The sequence below is a fragment of the Shewanella sp. Koi 1 genome (genome assembly GCF_052907445.1).
On record NZ_JBREJM010000001.1, the window covers coordinates 290,126 to 313,159 of the forward strand.

Genomic DNA, 23,034 nt, shown 5'->3' on the forward strand with positions numbered 1-23,034 from the left:
GTAAACGATGGCGAAACTGCATGATAAATATCAAGAGACTGTTGTCGCTGAACTGACTAAAAAGTTCGGTTATACCAGTGTCATGCAAGTCCCTCGGATTGAGAAAATCACCCTGAACATGGGTGTTGGCGAAGCCGTTGCAGACAAAAAAGTTATGGAACATGCTGTTCGTGACATGACTGCAATCGCTGGTCAAAAACCAGTAGTGACTGTTGCTCGTAAATCAGTTGCTGGTTTTAAAATCCGTGAAGGCTACCCTATTGGCTGTAAAGTGACCCTGCGCGGTGAGCGTATGTGGGAATTCTTAGAGCGTTTAGTTGACATCGCAATCCCACGTATTCGTGACTTCCGTGGTCTGAGCGCTAAAGCGTTCGACGGCCGTGGTAACTACGCAATGGGCGTGCGTGAGCAGATCATTTTCCCAGAAATCGATTACGATAAAATCGATAAAATTCGCGGTATGGATATTGTTATCACTACCTCTGCGAATTCTGACGAAGAAGGTCGTGCTTTGTTAGACGCTTTTAACTTCCCATTCAAGAAATAAGGGTAGCGTAATGGCAAAAACATCAATGAAAGCACGTGAAGCAAAGCGTGCACAGCTCGTAGCTAAGTTCGCTGAAAAGCGCGCTGCTCTGAAAGCAATTATTGCAAATCCAGCTTCTTCTGACGAAGACCGTTGGGATGCAGTATTAAAGCTGCAAGCTCTACCACGTGATTCCAGCGCATCGCGTCAACGCAATCGTTGTAATCAAACTGGTCGCCCACATGGTTTCCTGCGTAAGTTCGGTTTAAGCCGTATCAAGTTACGTGAAGCAACCATGCGTGGTGAAGTTCCTGGCCTGCGTAAGGCTAGCTGGTAAGCACTTGTCACGGAGTAAGCTAATATGAGCATGCAAGATCCTATTGCGGATATGTTAACCCGTATTCGTAACGGCCAAGCTGCTAACAAAGTATCTGTGAAGATGCCTTCTGCTAAGCTGAAAGTCGCTATTGCGAAACTGCTTAAAGAAGAAGGTTACATCGCTGATTACGCCGTAGCAGATGAAGCCAAGCCTGAACTGGAAATCACTTTAAAGTATTTCCAAGGCCAACCAGTCGTTGAGACTATCCAGCGCGTAAGCCGTCCTGGTCTTCGTATTTACAAAGGTAAAAACGAATTACCAAAAGTGATGGGCGGACTGGGTGTCGCAATTGTGTCCACTTCTAAAGGCCTGATGACTGATCGTGCCGCCCGCCTTGCAGGCATGGGTGGCGAGGTTATCTGCTACGTAGCATAAGGAGCTAGGAATGTCTCGTGTAGCAAAAGCACCAGTATCTATTCCAGCTGGCGTAGAGGTGACCTTAAACGAACAGACCCTGACCGTCAAAGGCGCGAAAGGAAGTCTGACTCGAGTGATCAACAATGCGGTCAATGTTGTTATTGAAGATGGCGTGATCAAGTTCCTACCTGTTGAAGGCGCTGTTGGCGCTTGGGCACAGGCTGGTACCACACGTGCATTAGTAAACAACATGGTTGTTGGTGTATCTCAAGGTTTTGAGCGTAAGTTAAAGTTAGTTGGCGTTGGTTACCGTGCGAAGCTCGTCGGTTCTGACATTGACCTGACTTTAGGTTTCTCTCATCCGTTAGTACACAAACTGCCCGCAGGCGTTACTGCAGAGTGTCCAAGCCAAACTGACATCGTCCTACGTGGCGTTGATAAGCAGTTAATTGGCCAAGTCGCTGCTGAGATTCGCGGATACCGTCCACCAGAGCCATACAAAGGCAAGGGTGTTCGCTATGACGACGAAGAAGTACGCCGTAAAGAGGCTAAGAAGAAGTAGGTAACGCGATATGGATAAGAAAACATCTCGCTTACGTCGCGCTATTCGCGCTCGTAAGAAGATCCAAGAGCTGGGCGTGAACCGTCTGGTTGTACATCGTACACCGCGTCACATTTATGCTCAGGTGATCAATCCTGAAGCTCAGGTGGTGGCAGCTGCTTCAACCGTGGAAAAAGCGGTTAAAGAGCAACTGAAGAGTACCGGTAACGTAGACGCGGCTAAAGCAGTAGGTAAATTTATTGCTGAACGCGCGATCGAGAAAGGCGTAACGACTGTTGCGTTCGATCGTTCTGGTTTCAAGTATCACGGTCGTGTAGCTGCTCTGGCAGATGCTGCTCGTGAAGCTGGCCTCCAGTTCTAAGGGGTTATAAAAATGGCTAAATTAGAAGCTCAGCAAAAAGACGATCTGCAAGAGAAATTAATTGCAGTTAATCGTGTTTCTAAAGTAGTTAAGGGCGGTCGTATCTTTAGCTTCACTGCACTAACAGTAGTAGGTGATGGTAACGGTAAGGTCGGCTATGGCTATGGTAAAGCGCGCGAAGTTCCAGCAGCGATTCAAAAAGCTATGGAAAAAGCCCGTCGTAACATGGTGACCGTTGAGTTGAATGCAGGCACTCTGCATCACCCAGTTAAAGGTCGTCATACTGGTTCACGTGTATACATGCAACCAGCATCACAGGGTACCGGTATTATCGCCGGTGGCGCAATGCGTGCCGTATTGGAAGTAGCAGGCGTTCATAACGTTCTGTCAAAAGCATACGGTTCTACTAACCCGATCAACATCGTTCGCGCGACTGTAGATGCTCTGGTGCACATGAAGTCACCTTCGCAAATCGCAGCTAAGCGTGGCCTGAATGTTGACGAAATTCGGGGGTAATGCACCATGGCAACTAAAACTGTAAAAGTTACTCAGACTAAAAGTGCTATCGGTCGTTTACCAAAGCACCGTGCGACCTTAACTGGTCTTGGTCTGCGTCGCATTGGTCACACTGTTGAATTAGAAGATACTCCTTCAGTTCGCGGTATGATCAACAAGGTCTACTACATGGTTAAGGTGGAGGATTAATAGATGCGTTTAAATACTCTATCTCCAGCTGCAGGCGCTAAGCATGCACCAAAGCGTGTAGGCCGTGGTATGGGTTCAGGCTTAGGTAAAACTGCTGGTCGTGGTCACAAAGGCCAAAAATCTCGTAGCGGTGGCGGTGTACGCCCAGGCTTCGAGGGTGGTCAAATGCCACTTAAGATCCGTTTACCTAAATTTGGTTTTACCTCGCGTCGCGCTATGGTAACAGCTGAAGTTCGTGTACTCGAACTGGCTAAAGTTAACGGTGATGTTATCGACTTAAACGCTCTGAAAGATGCGAACGTTATTACTCGCAACATCCAGTTTGCGAAAATCGTTCTTTCAGGTACCATTGAGCGCCCAGTGACCGTAAAAGGTCTGAAGGTAACCAAAGGTGCACGTGCAGCGATTGAAGCTGCTGGCGGTAAGATCGAGGAATAATACGTCGATGGCAAAACCAGGACTTGATTTAAAAAGCGCGAAAGGTGGACTTTCTGAGTTGAAAGCTCGCCTCCTGTTCGTGATTGGTGCGATTATCGTCTTTAGAGCCGGTTCGTTTGTGCCAATTCCTGGTATTGACGCAGCTGTATTAGCAGAGCTGTTTGCTCAGCAAAAAGGTACCATCCTTGGCATGTTTAACATGTTCTCGGGTGGTGCTCTTTCCCGTGCTTCTATCTTTGCATTAGGTATCATGCCGTATATTTCGGCGTCGATTATCATGCAGTTATTGACTGTTGTGCATCCTGCACTCGCTGAATTGAAAAAAGAAGGCGAGTCTGGACGTAAAAAAATCAGTCAGTATACACGTTGGGGTACGTTGGTGCTGGGTACATTCCAGTCGATCGGTATTGCAACAGGGTTACCAAACTTAGTCCCTGGCCTTGTGGTCAACATTGGATTCGGTTTCTACTTTGTAGCGGTTGTGAGCTTAGTAACAGGAACCATGTTCCTTATGTGGCTAGGTGAGCAAATTACCGAACGAGGTATAGGTAACGGTATCTCGATTTTAATTTTCGCAGGTATTGTTGCTGGATTACCTTCCGCTATCGGCCAAACGGCTGAGCAGGCGCGTCAAGGTGACCTGAATGTGTTAGTATTGTTGTTGCTCGCGGTAATTATTTTTGCTGTGACTTATTTCGTGGTGTTTGTAGAACGTGGTCAACGTCGTATCGTTGTTAACTACGCTAAGCGCCAGCAAGGCCGTAAGGTGTTCGCTGCGCAATCTACTCATTTGCCACTGAAAATAAACATGGCGGGTGTAATTCCCCCAATTTTTGCGTCAAGCATCATTTTGTTCCCAGGCACACTGGCTCAGTGGTTTGGTCAAAATGAGTCTATGTCATGGTTAAGTGATTTTTCACTGGCTGTGTCACCAGGACAACCGCTTTACTCATTATTGTATGCAGCAGCGATTATCTTCTTCTGTTTCTTCTATACTGCGTTGGTATTTAACCCACGTGAAACAGCAGATAATCTGAAGAAGAGTGGTGCATTCATCCCTGGGATCCGTCCTGGAGAACAGACTTCGCGTTACATTGATAAAGTAATGACTCGCCTGACATTAGCTGGCGCGTTATACATTACCTTTATCTGTTTAATTCCGGAGTTCATGTTAATTGCGTGGAAAGTACAGTTCTATTTTGGCGGTACTTCACTACTAATTATGGTAGTCGTAATCATGGACTTCATGGCTCAGGTTCAGACCCATATGATGTCACATCAATATGAGTCTGTGATGAAGAAAGCTAACCTAGTAAACAAAGCGAACTTAGATCGCTTTGGTCGCTAAGTAGCTTTACGGAGTGATGAAATGAAAGTTCGAGCTTCCGTGAAGAAGATCTGCCGTAACTGCAAGATCGTCAAGCGTAGTGGCGTTGTACGCGTTATCTGTGTTGAACCAAAACACAAACAGCGTCAAGGCTAATAGAAAGATTGTTCAGCCCAATGTTGGGCTGAACAAAATATTGTTTGCAAATCTGTCAACTGTCGAGTATCCTTTCGGGCTTTTCGCAGTTGGCCTTTAACTTAAGGAGTGCATAGTGGCCCGTATCGCTGGCATTAACATTCCTGATCAAAAGCATACAGTCATCGCATTGACTGCAATTTTCGGCATCGGCCGTACTCGCGCTAGAGCAATCTGCGCGGCTACAGCAATTGCTGAAACTGCTAAGATCAAGGAATTGAGCGAAGCTCAAATCGACACCCTACGCGAAGAAGTTGCCAAATACTTAGTAGAAGGTGACTTACGTCGTGAGATTTCTATGAACATCAAGCGTCTTATGGATCTTGGTTGTTATCGTGGTCTCCGCCATCGTCGTAGCCTGCCTCTTCGTGGGCAACGTACTAAGACCAATGCGCGTACGCGTAAAGGTCCACGTAAACCAATCAAGAAGTAACGGGAAGGTAGACAATGGCTAAAGTTCCGTCACGTTCTCCGCGTAAGCGCGTACGTAAACAGGTTGCAGATGGCATGGCTCATATCCATGCTTCTTTCAACAACACAATTGTCACCATTACAGATCGTCAAGGTAATGCGTTGTCATGGGCTACTTCAGGTGGTTCAGGTTTCCGTGGTTCACGTAAATCTACTCCATTTGCTGCACAGGTAGCTGCTGAGCGTGCAGGTGCTGCTGCTCAAGACTACGGTTTAAAAAACCTTGAAGTGTTTGTGAAGGGTCCAGGTCCAGGTCGTGAATCAGCCATTCGTGCGCTGAACGCTGTTGGTTACAAAATTACCAACATTACCGATGTGACGCCGATCCCTCATAATGGTTGTCGTCCTCCTAAAAAGCGTCGTGTATAACGCGTTTCATTAGGATAGTTGGAGAAAGATCATGGCAAGATACTTGGGTCCCAAGCTCAAGCTCAGCCGCCGAGAAGGTACTGACCTTTTCTTAAAAAGCGGTGTGAGAGCAATCGATTCAAAGTGTAAACTGGAATCAGCACCTGGACAGCATGGCGCACGTAAGCCACGTCTGTCAGAGTACGGTTTACAGTTACGCGAAAAACAAAAAGTTCGTCGTATTTACGGTGTGTTAGAAAAACAATTCCGTAACTACTACAAAGAGGCTGCACGTCTGAAAGGCAACACTGGTGAGAACCTGTTGCAACTTTTAGAAACTCGTTTAGATAACGTTGTTTATCGTATGGGTTTCGGTGCGACTCGTGCAGAATCACGTCAGCTAGTGAGCCATAAGTCAGTTATGGTAAACGGTCGTGTTGTTAACATTCCGTCATTCAAAGTGTCTGCGAATGATGTTGTAAGCATCCGTGAAAAGTCACGTACTCAAGCTCGTATCAAAGCAGCTTTAGAAGTGGCAGCTCAACGCGAGAAGCCTACATGGGTTGAAGTCGACAGCGCGAAAATGGAAGGTGCTTTCAAGCGTATTCCAGAACGTAGCGATTTGTCTGCGGAAATTAACGAACAGCTGATCGTCGAGCTTTACTCTAAGTAAGGCTAACAAACAAGAGAGGACACAATGCAGGGTTCTGTTACAGAATTTCTTAAACCGCGTCTCGTTGATATCGAGCAGGTTAACTCAACACGTGCCAAGGTTACTTTGGAACCGCTTGAGCGTGGTTTCGGCCACACTTTAGGTAACGCGTTGCGTCGCATCCTATTGTCGTCTATGCCCGGCTGCGCGGTTACCGAAGTCGAGATTGACGGCGTACTGCACGAATACAGCAGTAAGGAAGGCGTACAAGAAGATATCCTTGAAATCTTGCTGAACCTGAAAGGGTTAGCAGTGACTATCGAGGGTAAAGACGAGGCTATGCTTACATTAAGCAAGTCCGGCGCAGGCCCTGTCATCGCAGCAGATATCACGCATGATGGTGATGTCACTATCGTGAATCCTGATCATGTTATCTGTCATTTAACAGGTAACAATGATATCAGCATGCGTATTCGCGTTGAGCGTGGTCGTGGTTATGTGCCAGCATCTGCTCGTGCACAGACTGAAGACGATGATCGCCCAATCGGCCGCTTGCTGGTTGATTCTTCTTTCTCGCCAGTTGCACGTATTGCCTACAATGTAGAAGCAGCTCGTGTGGAACAGCGTACTGACTTGGATAAACTCGTTATCGATATGACCACTAACGGTACTATCGATCCTGAGGAAGCTATCCGTCGTTCTGCAACCATCTTAGCTGAACAGCTGGATGCGTTTGTTGAGCTGCGCGACGTGACTGAGCCAGAAATGAAAGAAGAGAAGCCGGAGTTCGATCCGATTCTGTTGCGTCCTGTCGACGATTTAGAGCTAACTGTACGTTCGGCTAACTGTTTGAAAGCCGAAGCGATTCATTACATCGGAGATCTGGTACAGCGTACTGAAGTTGAGCTGCTGAAGACCCCTAACTTAGGTAAGAAATCTCTTACTGAAATTAAGGACGTTTTAGCTTCTCGCGGACTGTCGTTAGGTATGCGTCTGGAAAACTGGCCTCCAGCTAGTTTAGCAGACGACCTATAAGTCTCAGGTTTGTACAGATTTAGGTTATAAGGATTAGGTCATGCGCCATCGTAAGAGTGGTCGTCAACTTAACCGCAACAGCAGCCACCGCCAAGCTATGTTCCGTAACATGGCAAGCTCACTGGTTCGTCATGAGATCATCAAGACAACCGTAGCTAAAGCGAAAGAACTGCGTCGCGTAGTTGAGCCTCTGATAACACTTGCTAAGAGTGACAGCGTTGCAAACCGTCGTTTAGCGTTTGCACGTACTCGCGACGCTGAAGTCGTAGGTAAGTTATTCACTGAATTGGGTCCACGTTACCAGGAACGTCCTGGTGGCTACACCCGTATCCTTAAGTGCGGTTTACGTGCTGGTGATAAAGCCCCAATGGCTTACATCGAGCTAGTAGGTCGTCCAGAAGCTGCTCAAGCTGTTGAAGTTGAAGCTGCTGAGTAATTAAGGCTACAAAGTTTGAAAAACCGGGCTCTAAGCCCGGTTTTTTGTTTTTAGCGCTTTTGGGTTAATCAACTCAAGTCGTTTGTTTTTCAATTTCCTTCGGCAATGTCAATTGCCATTTCTTCATTCCTGAGCGAGTAAATCGGTATTGTCCAAGATCGTCTGTTACCGGGAAGATGCTCTCAGGCTTTTCCCCGGCGAGTATGCGTTGTGCCATGTCAGCTGCGATGCTGCCGTGATGATAACCATCGAGCACATAACCACCGATATTACCGTTGGCATTAATACTAAATCCCCAGAAGCCAAAATTAGGCACTGGCGTATTACTTTCTATCCACTCTAATAATTGGTCGGCATTAACCGACTGATCCTGTTCATCCCTCACCGCATGATATAGGGCAACGACAATAGCGCTATAGCCATTAGCTTTGGCGGATAACACCTGTTGCTGCCAGTCTTTTAGGCTTGCCAATTTCAGTATATGGATCTCGATATCACTTAGATGGCTGGTTGGGTGGTTGCTGATATAGTCTGCGGCGAGCTTAGAAGTATTGCTGTCATCGAATAACACTAAAATTTTCTGGTGCTTTTGTGATGGTAGGACGCGCTGTAGTAATAACAGTGAGCGTTTCAGCAAGGGTCTCTGAGTACGCCTGTAAAGCGCTTATAGTCATTTAAATGGTATTGCCTAGGATTCATATTTACTCCTAGATAAACCACCGGAAGTTGACTGGCATTGAGTCGTTCATGCAGATAATTGACGGCATTGTCGTCGGCAAGAATAACGAGTTGAGGTTGTTGTTGCACAATGAACTGCCAGGCTAACTCGGCGCGTTCGCCATAGCGCTCCTTAGGTAGTCGCTTGGTGTCTATTTCGAAATGCGTGACTCGATGTTCAGGCGTGAGTTTATCGAGTATGGCCTGATAATATTGCCTATCCCAAAGATAGCTCTGATGATAGCTCTCAATCACCACCATCTTTGCCGCATAGAGCGTGGGAGAGATGCTGGCGAGTAGTAAGATAAGGAGTTGTCGCCATCTTCTTTGTTGTGGCTTTATTGGTTGCATACACAGTTTCCTGTGGGAATACTGCGTTAATTATAGTTCAGTCTCTGAGGGTGTTCGGCCAATAAAAAAGCCTCCGAAGAGGCTCTTTAGGTATTAACAGAGACGGGATAACAGCTATTGTGTTGCCGATTTCTGCTGGCTGTAATCTAGCTTCTCATGTTTTTGGCCCATGGCTTCGGCCACTTCTGGCGGCATGTAGTTTTCATCATGCTTTGCCAGAACCTCGGTCGCGGCCAACTTGCCGTCTTCCCCTAGTACGCCTTGCGCCACGATACCTTGTCCTTCACGGAACAGATCGGGCAGCAGATCGTCGTAGGTCACCATGATTTCGCCGCCTAATGAATCGTGAACGGCAAACTGTACATGCAGGCTGTTTGGATCGCGTACCATAGAGCCGACCGTTACCATGCCGCCCACACGAATACGCTGACCCGCTTCGGGTTTAACGCCGGTGTCGGCCTTACCGTTAACGATTTCAGACGGGGTATAGAATAAGTTCAAGTTGGAGTTCAGCGCATACAGCAGTAGCGAAGCAATCGCGGCTACGCCACCGATCAATGCTATGGCTAACGTCAGTCTCTTTTTGCGTCTTGGGTTCACGATTTGGTACTCCTAGTTTCTTTGAGGCGCTCTTCGCGGTTCATCTTCTTCGCTATTTCAATTAGCACTTTGCGCTTTTGGCGCGCGCTGGTGATGATCAGCGTCGATAAACAGAAGAAAGTCACGCCATAGGCAAGCCACACATAAAAGGCATAGCCACCCATGTTAAAAAAATCACTGATAGAATCGAATTGCATTATTTGACCTCCTCAGCTTTGGCAAGTTCACGCACCCAAGGGCGCATGCCGTTTCTTGCTAAGATTTCTGCTCTAAATCTCACAATAGTGATAGCCCCTATCATAAGGCCGAAACCTAAAATATTGATTAAAAGTGGGTACAACATTTCACTCGACATAGTCGATTTAGAGGTAATTTTAATGGTGGACGGTTGGTGCAGTGAGCTCCACCATCACAGAGTATTTGATGATCGGAATATTGATCACGCCAACGATCGCTAAGATCCCCGCTGCACGCGCAGCGAGTACTTTATCCTCAAAGGAAGCGTAGAGGGAAATCACACCTAAGTAGAGGAACAACAGCACCAATTCAGAGGTTAAGCGCGCATCCCATACCCACCAAGTTCCCCACATGGGTTTACCCCAAGCGGCGCCAGTAAAGAGTGCGATAAAGGTGATTACCGCACCAATGGGTGCAATAGAAGCGGCAGCCCAGTCAGCCAGTTTAACTTGCCAAACTAAGCCGATAAATGCAGCCGTCGCCATACCCATATAAGCTGCCATCGACATTGATGCTGCTGGCACATGGATAAAGATAATCCGGTAGCTGTCGCCCTGTTGGTAATCTGTTGGGGCAAACATCAATCCCCAAACGGTGCCTACGGTAATGAAAAGACAGGCTAGGGTAGCAAACCATGGAAATAACGTTCCTGATAATTTGTAAGCGCGTTCAGGATCCGCGTAAGGGTGTAACCATTTCCACATTTTAGTTAGTACTCACTCGCAGAGATGCACCAATAGCAAAGGGTGCTAAGGTTAACGAACCGATCAACATGGCGCCAATTATAGCGAGCTGACCATCATAGGGTAAATTCATTCCTGCCGCATCTATGGCGCTGGTCGCGAAAATCAGCACAGGAATATAAAGCGGTAGGATCAGTAAACTCAGTAACACGCCGCCTTTACGTAAACCAACGGTTAAAGCCACACCAATGGCACCGAGGAGCGACAATACCGGTGTTCCTAACGCCAGAGTCGCGATCAGCGCGCCATAACTGTTGGCTTCTAAGTTGAGTAATACCGCGAGCAGGGGCGCGATAATAATTAATGGCACGCCGGTCAGTAGCCAATGGGCTAGCACTTTGGCCAATACTAATACCGAGAGTGGCTGTGGGCTGAGCAGCATTTGCTCTAAACTACCGTCACTGAAGTCGGCTTTAAATAGGCGCTCGAGTGACAACATAGATGCCAGTAGTGCTGCAACCCAAATAATCCCTGGGGCAATACGCGCTAACATTTGTGGTTCAGGGCCAATACCGAGTGGGAATAAGGTCACGACCATGATGAAGAATAACAAGGGATTAAAGATATCACCGCGATGACGAATGGCGATTTTTAGATCCCGCTGCAGTAACGTGAAAAACGCTGTAGTAAAGCTGATGCCTCTTTTCATTATGCCAAACCTTATACGAAGCGATAATCTAGACGAATTTTACGAAGCCTATCATCTTTGATAATGCCCATATCTTGGTGGGTGGTGAGGATCACACAGCCACCATTATCCGCATGTTGAATAAATAATTGCTCAAGCTCTTCGACACCTTTTTTATCAATGGCAGTAAAAGGTTCATCGAGGATCCACACTTTACAATCGTTATGCCAAAGTCTTGCTAATGCGGTGCGGCGATGTTGACCTGCGGATAAATGTCCAGCCAGCGCTTCTTCGAATCCAGCTAAATTCACTTTAGCTAAAATAGCTGAAGTATCAAAATCATCATAGCCACTGATTCTTAAATTGAAGTTAAGGTTTTCTTCCGCGGTTAATTCGGATTTCACCCCCGCAAGGTGGCCTAAATACAATAAATCTTCGTTATATTCATCGCGGCAACGATTGATATCTTCGTTGAGATAAAAGGTTTGCCCAGCGTAAGGGCGAGATAAGCCTGCCAATATACGTAATAAGCTGGTTTTGCCGGCGCCATTTGGGCCTTCAATCTGGACGATATCGCCAGCATTAATATCAAAACTTAATTCATCAAATAGGATGCGTTCTTCGCGGATACATGTCAGCTTGCTCGCCGATACCAGTGTGTTTACTGAAGTTATATTTGTCACTGAACCCTCTATCTCAAGCCGGAAGGAAACACAAGTGATTCTAACACAAACGATATTGCGGGGTTTACACTTGCTTAATACTAGATGTCAGCAATTTGATGTGGTTCCAATAACCGCAATATTTCTCGTACAAATCGAACTTTTTTAATACTTGCTAATATATTAACGAATTTGTCACGCTTGTCGCCTCATATCATTTGCGCTGAGATTCTAATCACAAAAAGATGAGATTTATTGAAGTTTGTAGTAATCTTAACTCGCTATAATGAGTCTGCCTCAAAGGGCAGCGAGAGCTTTGTACGTATTTGCATTAGGAACATTGAACATGAAAAAACTGTTAGCAATGACTGCAGTCGCTGCTTTGACTATGTCAGTCAACGTTTCAGCTCAAGATGCTGAAGCTATTTTCAACAAGGCATGTACCGTATGCCACAGCATGGGTGTTGCTGGTGCTCCAAAGGCGCACAATGCTGCTGAGTGGGAACCACGCTTAGCAAAAGGTATCGACACTCTGTTACACAGTGTGAAAACAGGTTTAAACGCAATGCCACCAGGTGGTATGTGTACTGATTGTACTGACGAAGATTACAAAGCAGCTATCGAGTTTATGTCTAAAGCTCAGTAATTTTTTCAGTGTTAATAAAAAAACCGGCATCAGCCGGTTTTTTTATGTCTGCGCTAAGCCGAAACTTAGCGCTTGAGGTCGGTCATTATTGGACTTGAGTATCCAATACTAAGCTTGCAGTATCACCCACATTCACTTTGCTGACCTTACCTTGAATGTCACCCGCTTGAGGCTTGATGTTGCCATGCTTAGACAACACCGCAATCACTTCAACACTCGCGGTTTGGCTCAGTTTCATATCGCCGCCCATACCCGTGCTGTCATCGAGTGTCACTGTCACAGGTAAAGATTTTGCGCTGACCTTAGTCGCCGCTAATGGCACTTTAGGGCCTTCAGTTGCACGGGCGAATACAAAGATTGTGTCTTCAGGGCTTGCTTGGGCTGCTAGCTCTGGCGAAATTGAAATCGCAATGCTCACCGATTTTGTCGCAACTTTTGCCTGCTTATGTACGTCATCGTTAGGCATGCCAGCGGTTTCGCCTTGCATACGCAGGTTGGCTGTTTCAATCGCATTCATCAGTGCGGCGCGGTCTACATCGGTGCGGTCGCTGCTGAGAATGGTTTGCCATGAATCAATGGCTTTTTGATAGTTAGCCGTGAAGAAAGCATCCATACCCACGAGCAGTAAGGTCGATGGATCCTGTGGATCTAATGCTAATGATTCATCGATCAGGGCTTGAATCTGTGGCGTCATTTGCTGACCAGCTTTGTAGTACAGTGCGGTCGCTTTCGGGCCTAACAGTTCTGCATGCTTACCGACTAAGTCCATGACTTTATCGAACGCAGCAACGGCTTTATCGAACTGGTTAGCCGAAATATAAGCATGACCCAAACTGAACCAAGCTTGGCTGTTTTCAGGCTCGGCTTGTACTTGAGCTTCCATCATCTGTACGCGCTGCGCCATGATTTGCGCTGCGTCCATACCCGCATGTGGATTCGCTGGCTGAGTGTTACCAATATTCTCAAAGGCGCCCAAGTGCTGATAGAGATAACCTGAGATCGCAATCAAGCAGACAGACATGACAGATGGCCACAGTATGCTCTTAGGTTTGATCTGGTTGACGAGTGAATCATCGCTCGCTTGTTTGATGTCTTGGAGTAGGCTGATTTCTAGCTCTTTCTTCAGTGCATCAAATTCAGCTTGGTCGAGCAGTTCTTCATTGAGTTCTTTCTCAAGAGTGGCAAGACGTTCATTGAACAATTCAAGGTTAGTTTGTCTGCGAACGCCGGCTTCTTCAGTGCGTAACAACTTTTGCTGTCTGAAATGCGGGATCCAGATCAGCAGTAAGCTGACCAACACAACAAGCGCAATAAAAATCCAAAATGTCGTCATTGTTTCTATATTCACTTTAGTTTGCATAAAAGCGGTTGTTACCGCCGGCTTGGAAGCAAGATTATACGTAAAGATTATTCATTGAACAGTAATATAAGACCATCATTGCAGTGAAAACTGAGAGTTGGGCACTGGTTCACAAATTGATCCATCTAGTAAATTTTGTATGAAACTTAAGGCTCATTTATCTGTCACATGCAAAACTGTAGGCCTGTGGTGGCAACATTTAGTCAAAAACTGAGAATGAGACAAGTCACCCAGTTTTGTATGAAATAGGCAGACAGGAACAATAGCAAATACTAAAATGAACCAAATTTCGTGCATTTGTGTGAACAGCATGTTGTGCGTTGGTCTAGAGTCTTTCTAAATCAACATATTATTAGAGACTGAGGAAAACCCATGATCCCAGAACTTGGACACTTTTCGCTGATTATAGGAGTGGCATTCGCCTTCTTATTAGTCAGCGTTCCCCTTATAGGTGTTGCCCGTAAAGACCAATATCTAGTGAGGTATGCTTGGCCGTTAACCTACGGAATGTTCTTCTTTATCGCTTTATCCGTAGTATCTCTTGGTTACAGCTTTGCCGTTGATGACTTCTCCGTTGCCTATGTGGCACATCACTCGAATTCCCAGTTACCTATCTTCTTTAAGATTGCGGCCGTATGGGGCGGTCATGAAGGGTCACTGCTGTTCTGGGTGTTTGCACTATCGACCTGGGCGGCTTCAGTTGCCTTATTCAGTAAAGGCTTAGAAGAAGTGTTCACCGCGAGGGTACTGGCGGTACTGGCACTGATCGTGATTGGCTTCAGCTTATTTATGCTGCTCACATCCAGCCCATTTGAACGCCTATTCCCAATGCCTGCCGAAGGTCGCGACTTAAACCCAATGCTGCAGGACGTGGGCTTAATCTTCCACCCTCCAATGCTGTACTTAGGTTATGTTGGTTTCTCGGTGAGTTTTGCCTTCGCGATTGCCGCTCTCATGAGTGGTCACCTTGACTCTGCGTGGGCGCGTTGGTCACGTCCTTGGACCTTAGCCGCTTGGATTTTCCTCACGGGCGGTATTGCTTTAGGTTCTTGGTGGGCATACTACGAATTAGGCTGGGGTGGCTGGTGGTTCTGGGATCCCGTCGAAAACGCCTCCTTTATGCCTTGGTTAGTGGGTACGGCATTAGTGCATTCGCTGATCGTGACCGAAAAACGTGGTGCGTTCCGTAACTGGACCGTATTACTGTCTATCTTCGCTTTCTCGTTAAGCTTACTCGGTACCTTTATCGTACGTTCGGGTGTACTGACTTCTGTACACTCCTTCGCTGCCGATCCAAGCCGCGGTATGTTTATTCTGTTGCTGCTTGGTTTAGCCATCGGCGGCTCGCTCACGCTGTTTGCCTTCCGTGCCAGTGAAATGAGCAGCCCAGCACGTTTCGAACTGAAATCAAAAGAAACCATGCTGTTAGTCTGTAACGTGTTACTCACGGTTGCAGCGGGTACTGTGTTATTAGGTACTTTATATCCACTGCTGATCGATGCATTAGGCATGGGTAAGATTTCTGTTGGGCCTCCATACTTCAACGCAGTGTTTGTACCAATTGTCCTCGTACTGTTTGGCTTTATGGGTGTCGGTCCAATCATTCGTTGGAAGAAATCCAAAGCAGGTGAGCTCAAGCGCCAATTACTGGTGCCAGCTTTAGTCTCGGCAGCGATTGGTATCGTGACACCGTTTATTGTGGATGGTGCGTTCAACGCTTGGGTTGCCTTTGGTATCGCCGCAGCTTCTTGGATCGTGTTAGCGACGGCAAGAGCCGCTTATAACATCGTTAAACCAAAAGAAGGCGAAGTGAGCGTGGCACGTATGGGCCGCAGCGAGCTAGGGATGATCTTAGCCCACTTAGGTATTGCCGTATCGGTGATTGGTGCCACTATGGTATCGAACTACTCGGTTGAGAAGAGTGTGCGTATGGGACCTGGCGTGAGCCAAGAGCTTGCGGGTTACACCTTTAAGTATCTCGAGACTAAGAACGTTGTCGGTCCTAACTACACCGCGCAGCAAGGTCAAATTGAGATCTATAAAGGCGATAAACTGCTGACCTTACTCAAGCCCGATCGTCGCCAATACAATGTGCGTACTATGGATATGACCGAAGCCGGTATCGATTGGGGTCTGTTCCGTGATTTGTATGTCACTATGGGCGATCCAATCAGCAGCACTGAGTTTGCTGTGCGCTTGAACTACAAACCTTTTGTTCGTTGGTTATGGTTTGGAGCAATATTCATGATGGTCGGTGGTTTCTTTGCCGCATCGGATAAACGCTATCGCTCAAAAGTGGCCGCTACGGTTAAGCCACAAGCTGAAAAAGCGAAATTAGCTACCGCGCAATAATTGGGGAATGTATGAAGAAGTTGGTTCTGTTTATCCCATTAGTCATCTTTCTTGGCATGGGGGTATTTTTATACAAAGGATTGTTTTTAAATCCACAGAAACTGGATTCAGCTCTGGAAGGAAAGCCGATCCCGGCTTTCCAACTGGAACGTCTCGAAACACCAAGCGAGATGATTACCAATGAGCAACTGAAAGGTAAAGTGTCACTACTTAACGTATGGGCCACTTGGTGCCCATCTTGTAAGTATGAGCATCCTTTCTTAGTCATGCTGAAACGCCAAAATATTCTGCCTATCTACGGGATTAACTACCGCGATGAGCGTATTCCCGCACTGGAAGAATTGAAACGTCAAGGCGATCCATACCATATCAACATCTTCGATAAGGATGGGCGCTTAGGGTTAGATTTGGGTGTGTATGGCGCGCCAGAAAGCTTTATTGTCGATCATAAAGGTATTATTCGCTTCCGTTACGCGGGTCCAATCGACCAACGCGTGTGGAGCGAAACTCTGTACCCTATGATCCAACAATTACAAGCTGAAGCGGCGAAGGATGGTGCAGCGTGAAAACTCTGACAAAAATCATCGGTGGTTTAGTGTTGTTGCTGAGTATGGCAACAACGGCGATGGCGACACCTGTCGATACCTACGAGTTTAAATCGCCAGAAAACCAAAAACGCGGTCTATCACTGGCCCATGAGTTGCGTTGCCCGCAATGTCAAAACCAAAACCTGATCGACTCTAACTCACCCGTTGCCCGAGATCTGCGTCTTGAAGTCTACAAGATGGTCGATGAAGGCAAGGGCGATGATGAGATCATCGAGTTTATGACCAGCCGTTATGGTGAGTTTGTCCTCTACAAACCGAAAATGGAAACCAAAACCTATATTCTTTGGTTAGGTCCAGTAGGTTTGTTGCTGCTCGGTCTTATCATTGGTTTCATCTTTATCCGCAAGCAGCGCATCGGTGGCACGACCGAGCCTGAAATCAGCGCCGAAGATCAAAAAGCGCTTGATGCTCTATTAAAGCGTGATAATAAATGAAGTCATTTGCCTTAGCTGCAATCCTAGCGAGTCTGTCTGTTGCCTTTGCTGGTGGTGCTCAAGCGTACCCTGGCATGCAGCAGGCAAATAAGCCGATAGAGTCGACTGTCGATCTGATTAACGTTTTGCCAAAAACTTATCCTATCGAACCCGTTGCCTTTAGTGACGTCGATGGCAAGGCTATCGATTTCAGCCAATACAAAGGCAAAGTCGTGATGGTGAACATGTGGGCGACTTGGTGTCCTCCCTGTGTCAGAGAGTTACCAGCGATTGAACGATTGGCGACAAAGTTTAAAGCGGAAGAGTTTGCACTATTACCTATTTCTATCGATGCGGATGGCAAACAGCAAGTTCAGCCGTTTCTAACCTCATTAGGCATGGCGAACTTTAACTCCTACTACGATCCTGAACAAAACCTCGGGCAAGTGTTTCCATTAGATACTATCCCCGCGACCTTTATTCTCGATCAAAACGGCCAATTGATCGCGTTTGTGCGATCATTTGTCGACTGGGATGACGCAAAAGCCGTATCGCTGATCCAAGGTTTTATCGATAAAGGCGCGAAAAAGCTGAATTAAGCAGCAAATTGCGCGTAAATAGAACGCCATTGTAGAAAAGATCGCCATGCGATCTTTTTTCTTTTAAAAAGCCCTTGCACAAAAGTTTTCGGTGCCTATAATGCGCATCCACTGACACGGCAGACAGCGAAAGCAAGCGCGGTGGACAGTGCGAATCGAATGCAAAATGTGCAGTTGATTCGAAAGCGCCAAGAAGTTTGCAAAAACGCCTTGACGCGACAAGGGAAATGCGTAGAATACGCAGCCCTGACCCGCTGAGCGGTAGCGCGAAGTGAATGGTCAAATGCTCTTTAACAATCTAAACAAGAAATCTGTGTGGACACTCACAGGTGTTGAGTTAATCGAAATTACTCTGCCGTTTGGCGAGTAATCAAAATTTACATCAATGAATGAGTGTTCATAGCAATATGTACAACGACTTATTAAGTTAAGTCGATTCAGAATTCATTGAGCCGAATCTTCGGATTCACAAAACTTTTAATTGAAGAGTTTGATCATGGCTCAGATTGAACGCTGGCGGCAGGCCTAACACATGCAAGTCGAGCGGCAGCACAAGGGAGTTTACTCCTGAGGTGGCGAGCGGCGGACGGGTGAGTAATGCCTAGGGATCTGCCCAGTCGAGGGGGATAACAGTTGGAAACGACTGCTAATACCGCATACGCCCTACGGGGGAAAGAGGGGGACTTTCGGGCCTCTCGCGATTGGATGAACCTAGGTGGGATTAGCTAGTTGGTGAGGTAATGGCTCACCAAGGCGACGATCCCTAGCTGTTCTGAGAGGATGATCAGCCACACTGGGACTGAGACACGGCCCAGACTCCTACGGGAGGCAGCAGTGGGGAATATTGCACAATGGGGGAAACCCTGATGCAGCCATGCCGCGTGTGTGAAGAAGGCCTTCGGGTTGTAAAGCACTTTCAGTAGGGAGGAAAGGTTGTAAGTTAATACCTTGCAGCTGTGACGTTACCTACAGAAGAAGGACCGGCTAACTCCGTGCCAGCAGCCGCGGTAATACGGAGGGTCCAAGCGTTAATCGGAATTACTGGGCGTAAAGCGTGCGCAGGCGGTTTGTTAAGCGAGATGTGAAAGCCCCGGGCTCAACCTGGGAATTGCATTTCGAACTGGCAAACTAGAGTCTTGTAGAGGGGGGTAGAATTCCAGGTGTAGCGGTGAAATGCGTAGAGATCTGGAGGAATACCGGTGGCGAAGGCGGCCCCCTGGACAAAGACTGACGCTCAGGCACGAAAGCGTGGGGAGCAAACAGGATTAGATACCCTGGTAGTCCACGCCGTAAACGATGTCTACTCGGAGTTTGGTGTCTTGAACACTGGGCTCTCAAGCTAACGCATTAAGTAGACCGCCTGGGGAGTACGGCCGCAAGGTTAAAACTCAAATGAATTGACGGGGGCCCGCACAAGCGGTGGAGCATGTGGTTTAATTCGATGCAACGCGAAGAACCTTACCTACTCTTGACATCCAGAGAATTCGCTAGAGATAGCTTAGTGCCTTCGGGAACTCTGAGACAGGTGCTGCATGGCTGTCGTCAGCTCGTGTTGTGAAATGTTGGGTTAAGTCCCGCAACGAGCGCAACCCCTATCCTTATTTGCCAGCGCGTAATGGCGGGAACTCTAGGGAGACTGCCGGTGATAAACCGGAGGAAGTGGGGACGACGTCAAGTCATCATGGCCCTTACGAGTAGGGCTACACACGTGCTACAATGGCGAGTACAGAGGGTTGCAAAGCCGCGAGGTGGAGCTAATCTCACAAAGCTCGTCGTAGTCCGGATTGGAGTCTGCAACTCGACTCCATGAAGTCGGAATCGCTAGTAATCGTGGATCAGAATGCCACGGTGAATACGTTCCCGGGCCTTGTACACACCGCCCGTCACACCATGGGAGTGGGCTGCAAAAGAAGTGGGTAGCTTAACCTTCGGGAGGGCGCTCACCACTTTGTGGTTCATGACTGGGGTGAAGTCGTAACAAGGTAGCCCTAGGGGAACCTGGGGCTGGATCACCTCCTTACCTATACGACTAACTCGATGTTTGGTTGGTAAGAAACTGCTCCATGCGTTTCTTACACACGGCACATCCATGTGCCTGAGTGTTCACACAGATGGCTTGTTGAACTTCTCGAAAGAGGAGGGAGAGCGAAATGTGCCGCGAGCCGGTAAGCATTGTTCTTTAACAATTTGGAAAGCTGATAGTAATTAATACAATGATGTCTGTCGTTGTGTTAATACGAAAAAAATTGAGTTCTTAAAACACTTTTTAAGTGTCTTGAATATTCAAGTCTAAGGCGAGTCCATCTTCTTGGTCGAAGATGAGACAAGTAAAACCAGCTGGTCGCAACAATTCAAGTGAAACTCATTTGGGTTGTATGGTTAAGCGACTAAGCGTATACGGTGGATGCCTTGGCAGTCAGAGGCGATGAAGGACGTAGTAACTTGCGAAAAGCGTTGGCGAGCTAGTAACAAGCATTTGAGCTAACGATGTCCGAATGGGGGAACCCAGCAGCGTAAGCTGTTATCACTGCATGAATACATAGTGTAGTGAGGCAAACGAGGGGAACTGAAACATCTAAGTACCCTTAGGAAAAGAAATCAACCGAGATTCCCCTAGTAGCGGCGAGCGAACGGGGATTAGCCCTTAAGTCAGAGGGGTGTTAGTGGAATGGTCTGGAAAGTCCAGCGGCACAGGGTGATAGCCCCGTACACGAAAACTAACCTTTGATGAAAACGAGTAAGGCGGGACACGTGATATCCTGTTTGAATATGGGGGGACCATCCTCCAAGGCTAAATACTCCTGACTGACCGATAGTGAACCAGTACCGTGAGGGAAAGGCGAAAAGAACCCCTGTGAGGGGAGTGAAATAGAACCTGAAACCGTATACGTACAAGCAGTGGGAGCGGTACTTGAGACCGTGACTGCGTACCTTTTGTATAATGGGTCAGCGACTTACGTTTTGTAGCGAGGTTAAGCGAATAGCGGAGCCGTAGGGAAACCGAGTGTTAACTGCGCGTTTAGTTGCAAGGCGTAGACCCGAAACCCGGTGATCTAGCCATGGGCAGGTTGAAGGTTGAGTAACATCAACTGGAGGACCGAACCGACTAATGTTGAAAAATTAGCGGATGACTTGTGGCTGGGGGTGAAAGGCCAATCAAACCGGGAGATATCTGGTTCTCCTCGAAAGCTATTTAGGTAGCGCCTCGGACGAACACCTTTGGGGGTAGAGCACTGTTAAGGCTAGGGGGTCATCCCGACTTACCAACCCTTTGCAAACTCCGAATACCAAAGAGTGCTATCCGGGAGACAGACGGCGGGTGCTAACGTCCGTCGTCAAAAGGGAAACAACCCAGACCGTCAGCTAAGGTCCCAAAGTGTATGTTAAGTGGGAAACGATGTGGGAAGGCTTAGACAGCTAGGATGTTGGCTTAGAAGCAGCCATCATTTAAAGAAAGCGTAATAGCTCACTAGTCGAGTCGGCCTGCGCGGAAGATGTAACGGGGCTAAACATACCACCGAAGCTACGGGTGCAATCCATTAGGGTTGCGCGGTAGAGGAGCGTTCTGTAAGCCGTTGAAGGTGAAGGGGTAACCCACGCTGGAGGTATCAGAAGTGCGAATGCTGACATGAGTAACGATAAAGGGGGTGAAAAACCCCCGCCGAAAGACCAAGGGTTCCTGTCCAACGTTAATCGGGGCAGGGTGAGTCGACCCCTAAGGCGAGGCCGAAAGGCGTAGTCGATGGGAAACAGATTAATATTTCTGTACTTCCGCTAACTGCGATGGAGAGACGGAGAAGGCTAGGCTAGCGCGGCGTTGGTAGTCCGCGTTTAAGGTGGTAGGTGGAATGCTTAGGCAAATCCGGGCGTTCTTAACACTGAGAGCTGATGACGAGTCCCCAAGGGGATGAAGTAGTTGATGCCATGCTTCCAGGAAAATCTTCTAAGCTTCAGGTTAGCGGGAATCGTACCCCAAACCGACACAGGTGGTCGGGTAGAGAATACCAAGGCGCTTGAGAGAACTCGGCTGAAGGAACTAGGCAAAATGGTACCGTAACTTCGGGAGAAGGTACGCTGCTGTTGGTGATGGGACTTGCTCCCTAAGCTGACGGCAGTCGCAGATACCAGGTGGCTGCAACTGTTTATCAAAAACACAGCACTGTGCAAAATCGCAAGATGACGTATACGGTGTGACGCCTGCCCGGTGCCGGAAGGTTAATTGATTGGGTTATCGCAAGAGAAGCTCATGATCGAAGCCCCGGTAAACGGCGGCCGTAACTATAACGGTCCTAAGGTAGCGAAATTCCTTGTCGGGTAAGTTCCGACCTGCACGAATGGCGTAATGATGGCCACGCTGTCTCCAGCCGAGACTCAGTGAAGTTGAAATTGCGGTGAAGATGCCGTATACCCGCGGCTAGACGGAAAGACCCCGTGAACCTTTACTATAGCTTGGCACTGAACATTGACCCTACATGTGTAGGATAGGTGGGAGACTTTGAAGCGGGAACGCTAGTTCTCGTGGAGTCGTCCTTGAAATACCACCCTTGTAGTGTTGATGTTCTAACTTGGGCCCCTAATCGGGGTTAAGGACAGTGCCTGGTGGGTAGTTTGACTGGGGCGGTCTCCTCCCAAAGAGTAACGGAGGAGCACGAAGGTGGCTAAGTACGGTCGGACATCGTACGGTTAGTGCAATGGCATAAGCCAGCTTAACTGCGAGACAGACACGTCGAGCAGGTACGAAAGTAGGTCATAGTGATCCGGTGGTTCTGAATGGAAGGGCCATCGCTCAACGGATAAAAGGTACTCCGGGGATAACAGGCTGATACCGCCCAAGAGTTCATATCGACGGCGGTGTTTGGCACCTCGATGTCGGCTCATCACATCCTGGGGCTGAAGTCGGTCCCAAGGGTATGGCTGTTCGCCATTTAAAGTGGTACGCGAGCTGGGTTCAGAACGTCGTGAGACAGTTCGGTCCCTATCTGCCGTGGGCGTTGGATGATTGAGGGGAGTTGCTCCTAGTACGAGAGGACCGGAGTGAACGAACCGCTGGTGTTCGGGTTGTCATGCCAATGGCATTGCCCGGTAGCTATGTTCGGAATCGATAACCGCTGAAAGCATCTAAGCGGGAAGCGAGCCCCAAGATGAGTCATCCCTTGGACTATAAGTCCACTAAAGAGCCGTTCGAGACTAGGACGTTGATAGGTCAGGTGTGTAAGCGTTGTGAGGCGTTGAGCTAACTGATACTAATGACTCGAGAGGCTTAACCATACAACCCAGATGGGTTTTACTAAGTGATACTTAGACGAATACAAACACTTAAGAAGTG

Annotated in this window: 27 protein-coding genes, 2 rRNA genes and 1 pseudogene; 22 read left to right on the forward strand and 8 right to left on the reverse strand. The window is 47.7% G+C overall.

Features of this window, described 5'->3' with window-relative positions; genetic code table 11:
* Positions 1 to 7 precede the first annotated feature (7 nt).
* The 15 genes from rplE (at position 8) to rplQ (ending at position 7,792) form a co-directional block, all read left to right on the forward strand.
* Positions 8 to 547, forward strand: coding sequence for a 50S ribosomal protein L5 (gene rplE, locus ACUZ8J_RS01350; protein ID WP_011715464.1), 540 nt, complete (start codon positions 8 to 10; stop codon positions 545 to 547).
* 10 nt (positions 548 to 557) lie between these two features.
* Positions 558 to 863, forward strand: a complete 306-nt coding sequence (rpsN, locus tag ACUZ8J_RS01355; RefSeq protein ID WP_011621030.1) for a 30S ribosomal protein S14 — start codon at positions 558 to 560, stop codon at positions 861 to 863.
* A gap of 24 nt (positions 864 to 887) precedes the next feature.
* On the forward strand, positions 888 to 1,280 hold the full coding sequence (gene rpsH / locus ACUZ8J_RS01360) for a 30S ribosomal protein S8 (protein WP_007644434.1): 393 nt from the start codon (positions 888 to 890) through the stop codon (positions 1,278 to 1,280).
* 10 nt (positions 1,281 to 1,290) lie between these two features.
* Positions 1,291 to 1,824 (forward strand): 50S ribosomal protein L6, encoded by a 534-nt coding sequence (gene rplF, locus ACUZ8J_RS01365; RefSeq protein ID WP_011715466.1) that lies wholly within the window; start codon positions 1,291 to 1,293, stop codon positions 1,822 to 1,824.
* 10 nt (positions 1,825 to 1,834) lie between these two features.
* Positions 1,835 to 2,185 (forward strand): 50S ribosomal protein L18, encoded by a 351-nt coding sequence (rplR, locus tag ACUZ8J_RS01370; protein WP_011715467.1) that lies wholly within the window; start codon positions 1,835 to 1,837, stop codon positions 2,183 to 2,185.
* Positions 2,186 to 2,197: 12 nt separating this feature from the next.
* Positions 2,198 to 2,701, forward strand: coding sequence for a 30S ribosomal protein S5 (rpsE, locus tag ACUZ8J_RS01375; RefSeq protein WP_007644438.1), 504 nt, complete (start codon positions 2,198 to 2,200; stop codon positions 2,699 to 2,701).
* Positions 2,702 to 2,707: 6 nt separating this feature from the next.
* Complete coding sequence (rpmD, locus tag ACUZ8J_RS01380; RefSeq protein WP_007644440.1) at positions 2,708 to 2,890, forward strand: 50S ribosomal protein L30; 183 nt, start codon at positions 2,708 to 2,710, stop codon at positions 2,888 to 2,890.
* Positions 2,891 to 2,893: 3 nt separating this feature from the next.
* Positions 2,894 to 3,328 (forward strand): 50S ribosomal protein L15, encoded by a 435-nt coding sequence (gene rplO, locus ACUZ8J_RS01385; RefSeq protein WP_011070628.1) that lies wholly within the window; start codon positions 2,894 to 2,896, stop codon positions 3,326 to 3,328.
* Positions 3,329 to 3,335: 7 nt separating this feature from the next.
* Positions 3,336 to 4,676 (forward strand): preprotein translocase subunit SecY, encoded by a 1,341-nt coding sequence (gene secY / locus ACUZ8J_RS01390; protein ID WP_011621032.1) that lies wholly within the window; start codon positions 3,336 to 3,338, stop codon positions 4,674 to 4,676.
* A 21-nt stretch (positions 4,677 to 4,697) separates the two neighbouring features.
* The gene (gene rpmJ / locus ACUZ8J_RS01395; protein ID WP_006083579.1) at positions 4,698 to 4,811 is read left to right on the forward strand and encodes a 50S ribosomal protein L36; all 114 of its coding nucleotides are present in this window, start codon (positions 4,698 to 4,700) and stop codon (positions 4,809 to 4,811) included.
* Between the two features lie 115 nt (positions 4,812 to 4,926).
* Positions 4,927 to 5,283 carry a 30S ribosomal protein S13 gene (gene rpsM, locus ACUZ8J_RS01400; RefSeq protein WP_089066698.1) on the forward strand — a complete coding sequence of 119 codons (357 nt, stop codon included), beginning with the start codon at positions 4,927 to 4,929 and terminating at the stop codon, positions 5,281 to 5,283.
* Positions 5,284 to 5,297: 14 nt separating this feature from the next.
* Positions 5,298 to 5,690, forward strand: coding sequence for a 30S ribosomal protein S11 (gene rpsK, locus ACUZ8J_RS01405; RefSeq protein ID WP_006083577.1), 393 nt, complete (start codon positions 5,298 to 5,300; stop codon positions 5,688 to 5,690).
* A gap of 31 nt (positions 5,691 to 5,721) precedes the next feature.
* Positions 5,722 to 6,342: a 30S ribosomal protein S4 gene (gene rpsD, locus ACUZ8J_RS01410; RefSeq protein ID WP_011070631.1), complete on the forward strand. Its 621-nt coding sequence runs from the start codon at positions 5,722 to 5,724 to the stop codon at positions 6,340 to 6,342.
* A 24-nt stretch (positions 6,343 to 6,366) separates the two neighbouring features.
* Entirely contained in the window at positions 6,367 to 7,356 is a 990-nt protein-coding gene (locus ACUZ8J_RS01415; RefSeq protein ID WP_446692859.1) for a DNA-directed RNA polymerase subunit alpha, read from the forward strand.
* A 40-nt stretch (positions 7,357 to 7,396) separates the two neighbouring features.
* Positions 7,397 to 7,792 carry a 50S ribosomal protein L17 gene (gene rplQ, locus ACUZ8J_RS01420; protein WP_011621033.1) on the forward strand — a complete coding sequence of 132 codons (396 nt, stop codon included), beginning with the start codon at positions 7,397 to 7,399 and terminating at the stop codon, positions 7,790 to 7,792.
* Positions 7,793 to 7,865: 73 nt separating this feature from the next.
* On the opposite strand, the gene ACUZ8J_RS01425 is transcribed toward rplQ, so the two are convergent.
* From ACUZ8J_RS01425 to ccmA, 7 genes and pseudogenes are all read right to left on the reverse strand, one after another.
* Positions 7,866 to 8,429 carry an ABC transporter substrate-binding protein gene (locus tag ACUZ8J_RS01425; RefSeq protein WP_446692860.1) on the reverse strand — a complete coding sequence of 188 codons (564 nt, stop codon included), beginning with the start codon at positions 8,427 to 8,429 and terminating at the stop codon, positions 7,866 to 7,868.
* Positions 8,423 to 8,860, reverse strand: coding sequence for a hypothetical protein (locus tag ACUZ8J_RS01430; protein ID WP_446692861.1), 438 nt, complete (start codon positions 8,858 to 8,860; stop codon positions 8,423 to 8,425). Before ACUZ8J_RS01430 ends, ACUZ8J_RS01425 begins: the two co-directional genes overlap by 7 nt.
* A gap of 114 nt (positions 8,861 to 8,974) precedes the next feature.
* On the reverse strand, positions 8,975 to 9,460 hold the full coding sequence (ccmE, locus tag ACUZ8J_RS01435; protein ID WP_109287942.1) for a cytochrome c maturation protein CcmE: 486 nt from the start codon (positions 9,458 to 9,460) through the stop codon (positions 8,975 to 8,977).
* Complete coding sequence (gene ccmD, locus ACUZ8J_RS01440; protein WP_011621036.1) at positions 9,457 to 9,657, reverse strand: heme exporter protein CcmD; 201 nt, start codon at positions 9,655 to 9,657, stop codon at positions 9,457 to 9,459. Before ccmD ends, ccmE begins: the two co-directional genes overlap by 4 nt.
* Positions 9,657 to 10,401: pseudogene (locus ACUZ8J_RS01445) on the reverse strand (heme ABC transporter permease). Before ACUZ8J_RS01445 ends, ccmD begins: the two are co-directional and overlap by 1 nt.
* A gap of 1 nt (position 10,402) precedes the next feature.
* A complete protein-coding gene (gene ccmB / locus ACUZ8J_RS01450; RefSeq protein WP_011621038.1) occupies positions 10,403 to 11,089 on the reverse strand; it encodes a heme exporter protein CcmB in 687 nt (228 codons plus the stop codon).
* An 11-nt stretch (positions 11,090 to 11,100) separates the two neighbouring features.
* Entirely contained in the window at positions 11,101 to 11,751 is a 651-nt protein-coding gene (ccmA, locus tag ACUZ8J_RS01455) for a cytochrome c biogenesis heme-transporting ATPase CcmA (protein WP_446692862.1), read from the reverse strand.
* Between the two features lie 325 nt (positions 11,752 to 12,076).
* Here ccmA and ACUZ8J_RS01460 point away from each other — a divergent pair, with 325 nt between their 5' ends.
* Positions 12,077 to 12,376, forward strand: coding sequence for a c-type cytochrome (locus ACUZ8J_RS01460; protein ID WP_374917640.1), 300 nt, complete (start codon positions 12,077 to 12,079; stop codon positions 12,374 to 12,376).
* Between the two features lie 85 nt (positions 12,377 to 12,461).
* Here the strand turns inward: ACUZ8J_RS01460 and ccmI are convergent, their stop codons facing one another.
* Positions 12,462 to 13,709: a c-type cytochrome biogenesis protein CcmI gene (gene ccmI / locus ACUZ8J_RS01465; protein WP_126513270.1), complete on the reverse strand. Its 1,248-nt coding sequence runs from the start codon at positions 13,707 to 13,709 to the stop codon at positions 12,462 to 12,464.
* Positions 13,710 to 14,108: 399 nt separating this feature from the next.
* Here ccmI and ACUZ8J_RS01470 point away from each other — a divergent pair, with 399 nt between their 5' ends.
* From ACUZ8J_RS01470 to ACUZ8J_RS01495, 6 genes are all read left to right on the forward strand, one after another.
* Positions 14,109 to 16,088 carry a heme lyase CcmF/NrfE family subunit gene (locus tag ACUZ8J_RS01470; RefSeq protein ID WP_126512271.1) on the forward strand — a complete coding sequence of 660 codons (1,980 nt, stop codon included), beginning with the start codon at positions 14,109 to 14,111 and terminating at the stop codon, positions 16,086 to 16,088.
* An 11-nt stretch (positions 16,089 to 16,099) separates the two neighbouring features.
* Positions 16,100 to 16,654, forward strand: coding sequence for a DsbE family thiol:disulfide interchange protein (locus ACUZ8J_RS01475; protein ID WP_109287945.1), 555 nt, complete (start codon positions 16,100 to 16,102; stop codon positions 16,652 to 16,654).
* Positions 16,651 to 17,130 carry a heme lyase NrfEFG subunit NrfF gene (gene nrfF / locus ACUZ8J_RS01480; protein ID WP_011621044.1) on the forward strand — a complete coding sequence of 160 codons (480 nt, stop codon included), beginning with the start codon at positions 16,651 to 16,653 and terminating at the stop codon, positions 17,128 to 17,130. Before ACUZ8J_RS01475 ends, nrfF begins: the two co-directional genes overlap by 4 nt.
* Complete coding sequence (locus tag ACUZ8J_RS01485) at positions 17,127 to 17,708, forward strand: TlpA disulfide reductase family protein (RefSeq protein WP_109287946.1); 582 nt, start codon at positions 17,127 to 17,129, stop codon at positions 17,706 to 17,708. The genes nrfF and ACUZ8J_RS01485 overlap by 4 nt, the downstream gene beginning before the upstream one ends.
* Positions 17,709 to 18,186: 478 nt before the next feature.
* Positions 18,187 to 19,728, forward strand: a 16S ribosomal RNA gene (locus ACUZ8J_RS01490).
* 357 nt (positions 19,729 to 20,085) lie between these two features.
* Positions 20,086 to 22,976 (forward strand): 23S ribosomal RNA (locus ACUZ8J_RS01495).
* The 16S and 23S rRNA genes sit together here, the layout of an rRNA operon.
* Positions 22,977 to 23,034 lie beyond the last annotated feature (58 nt).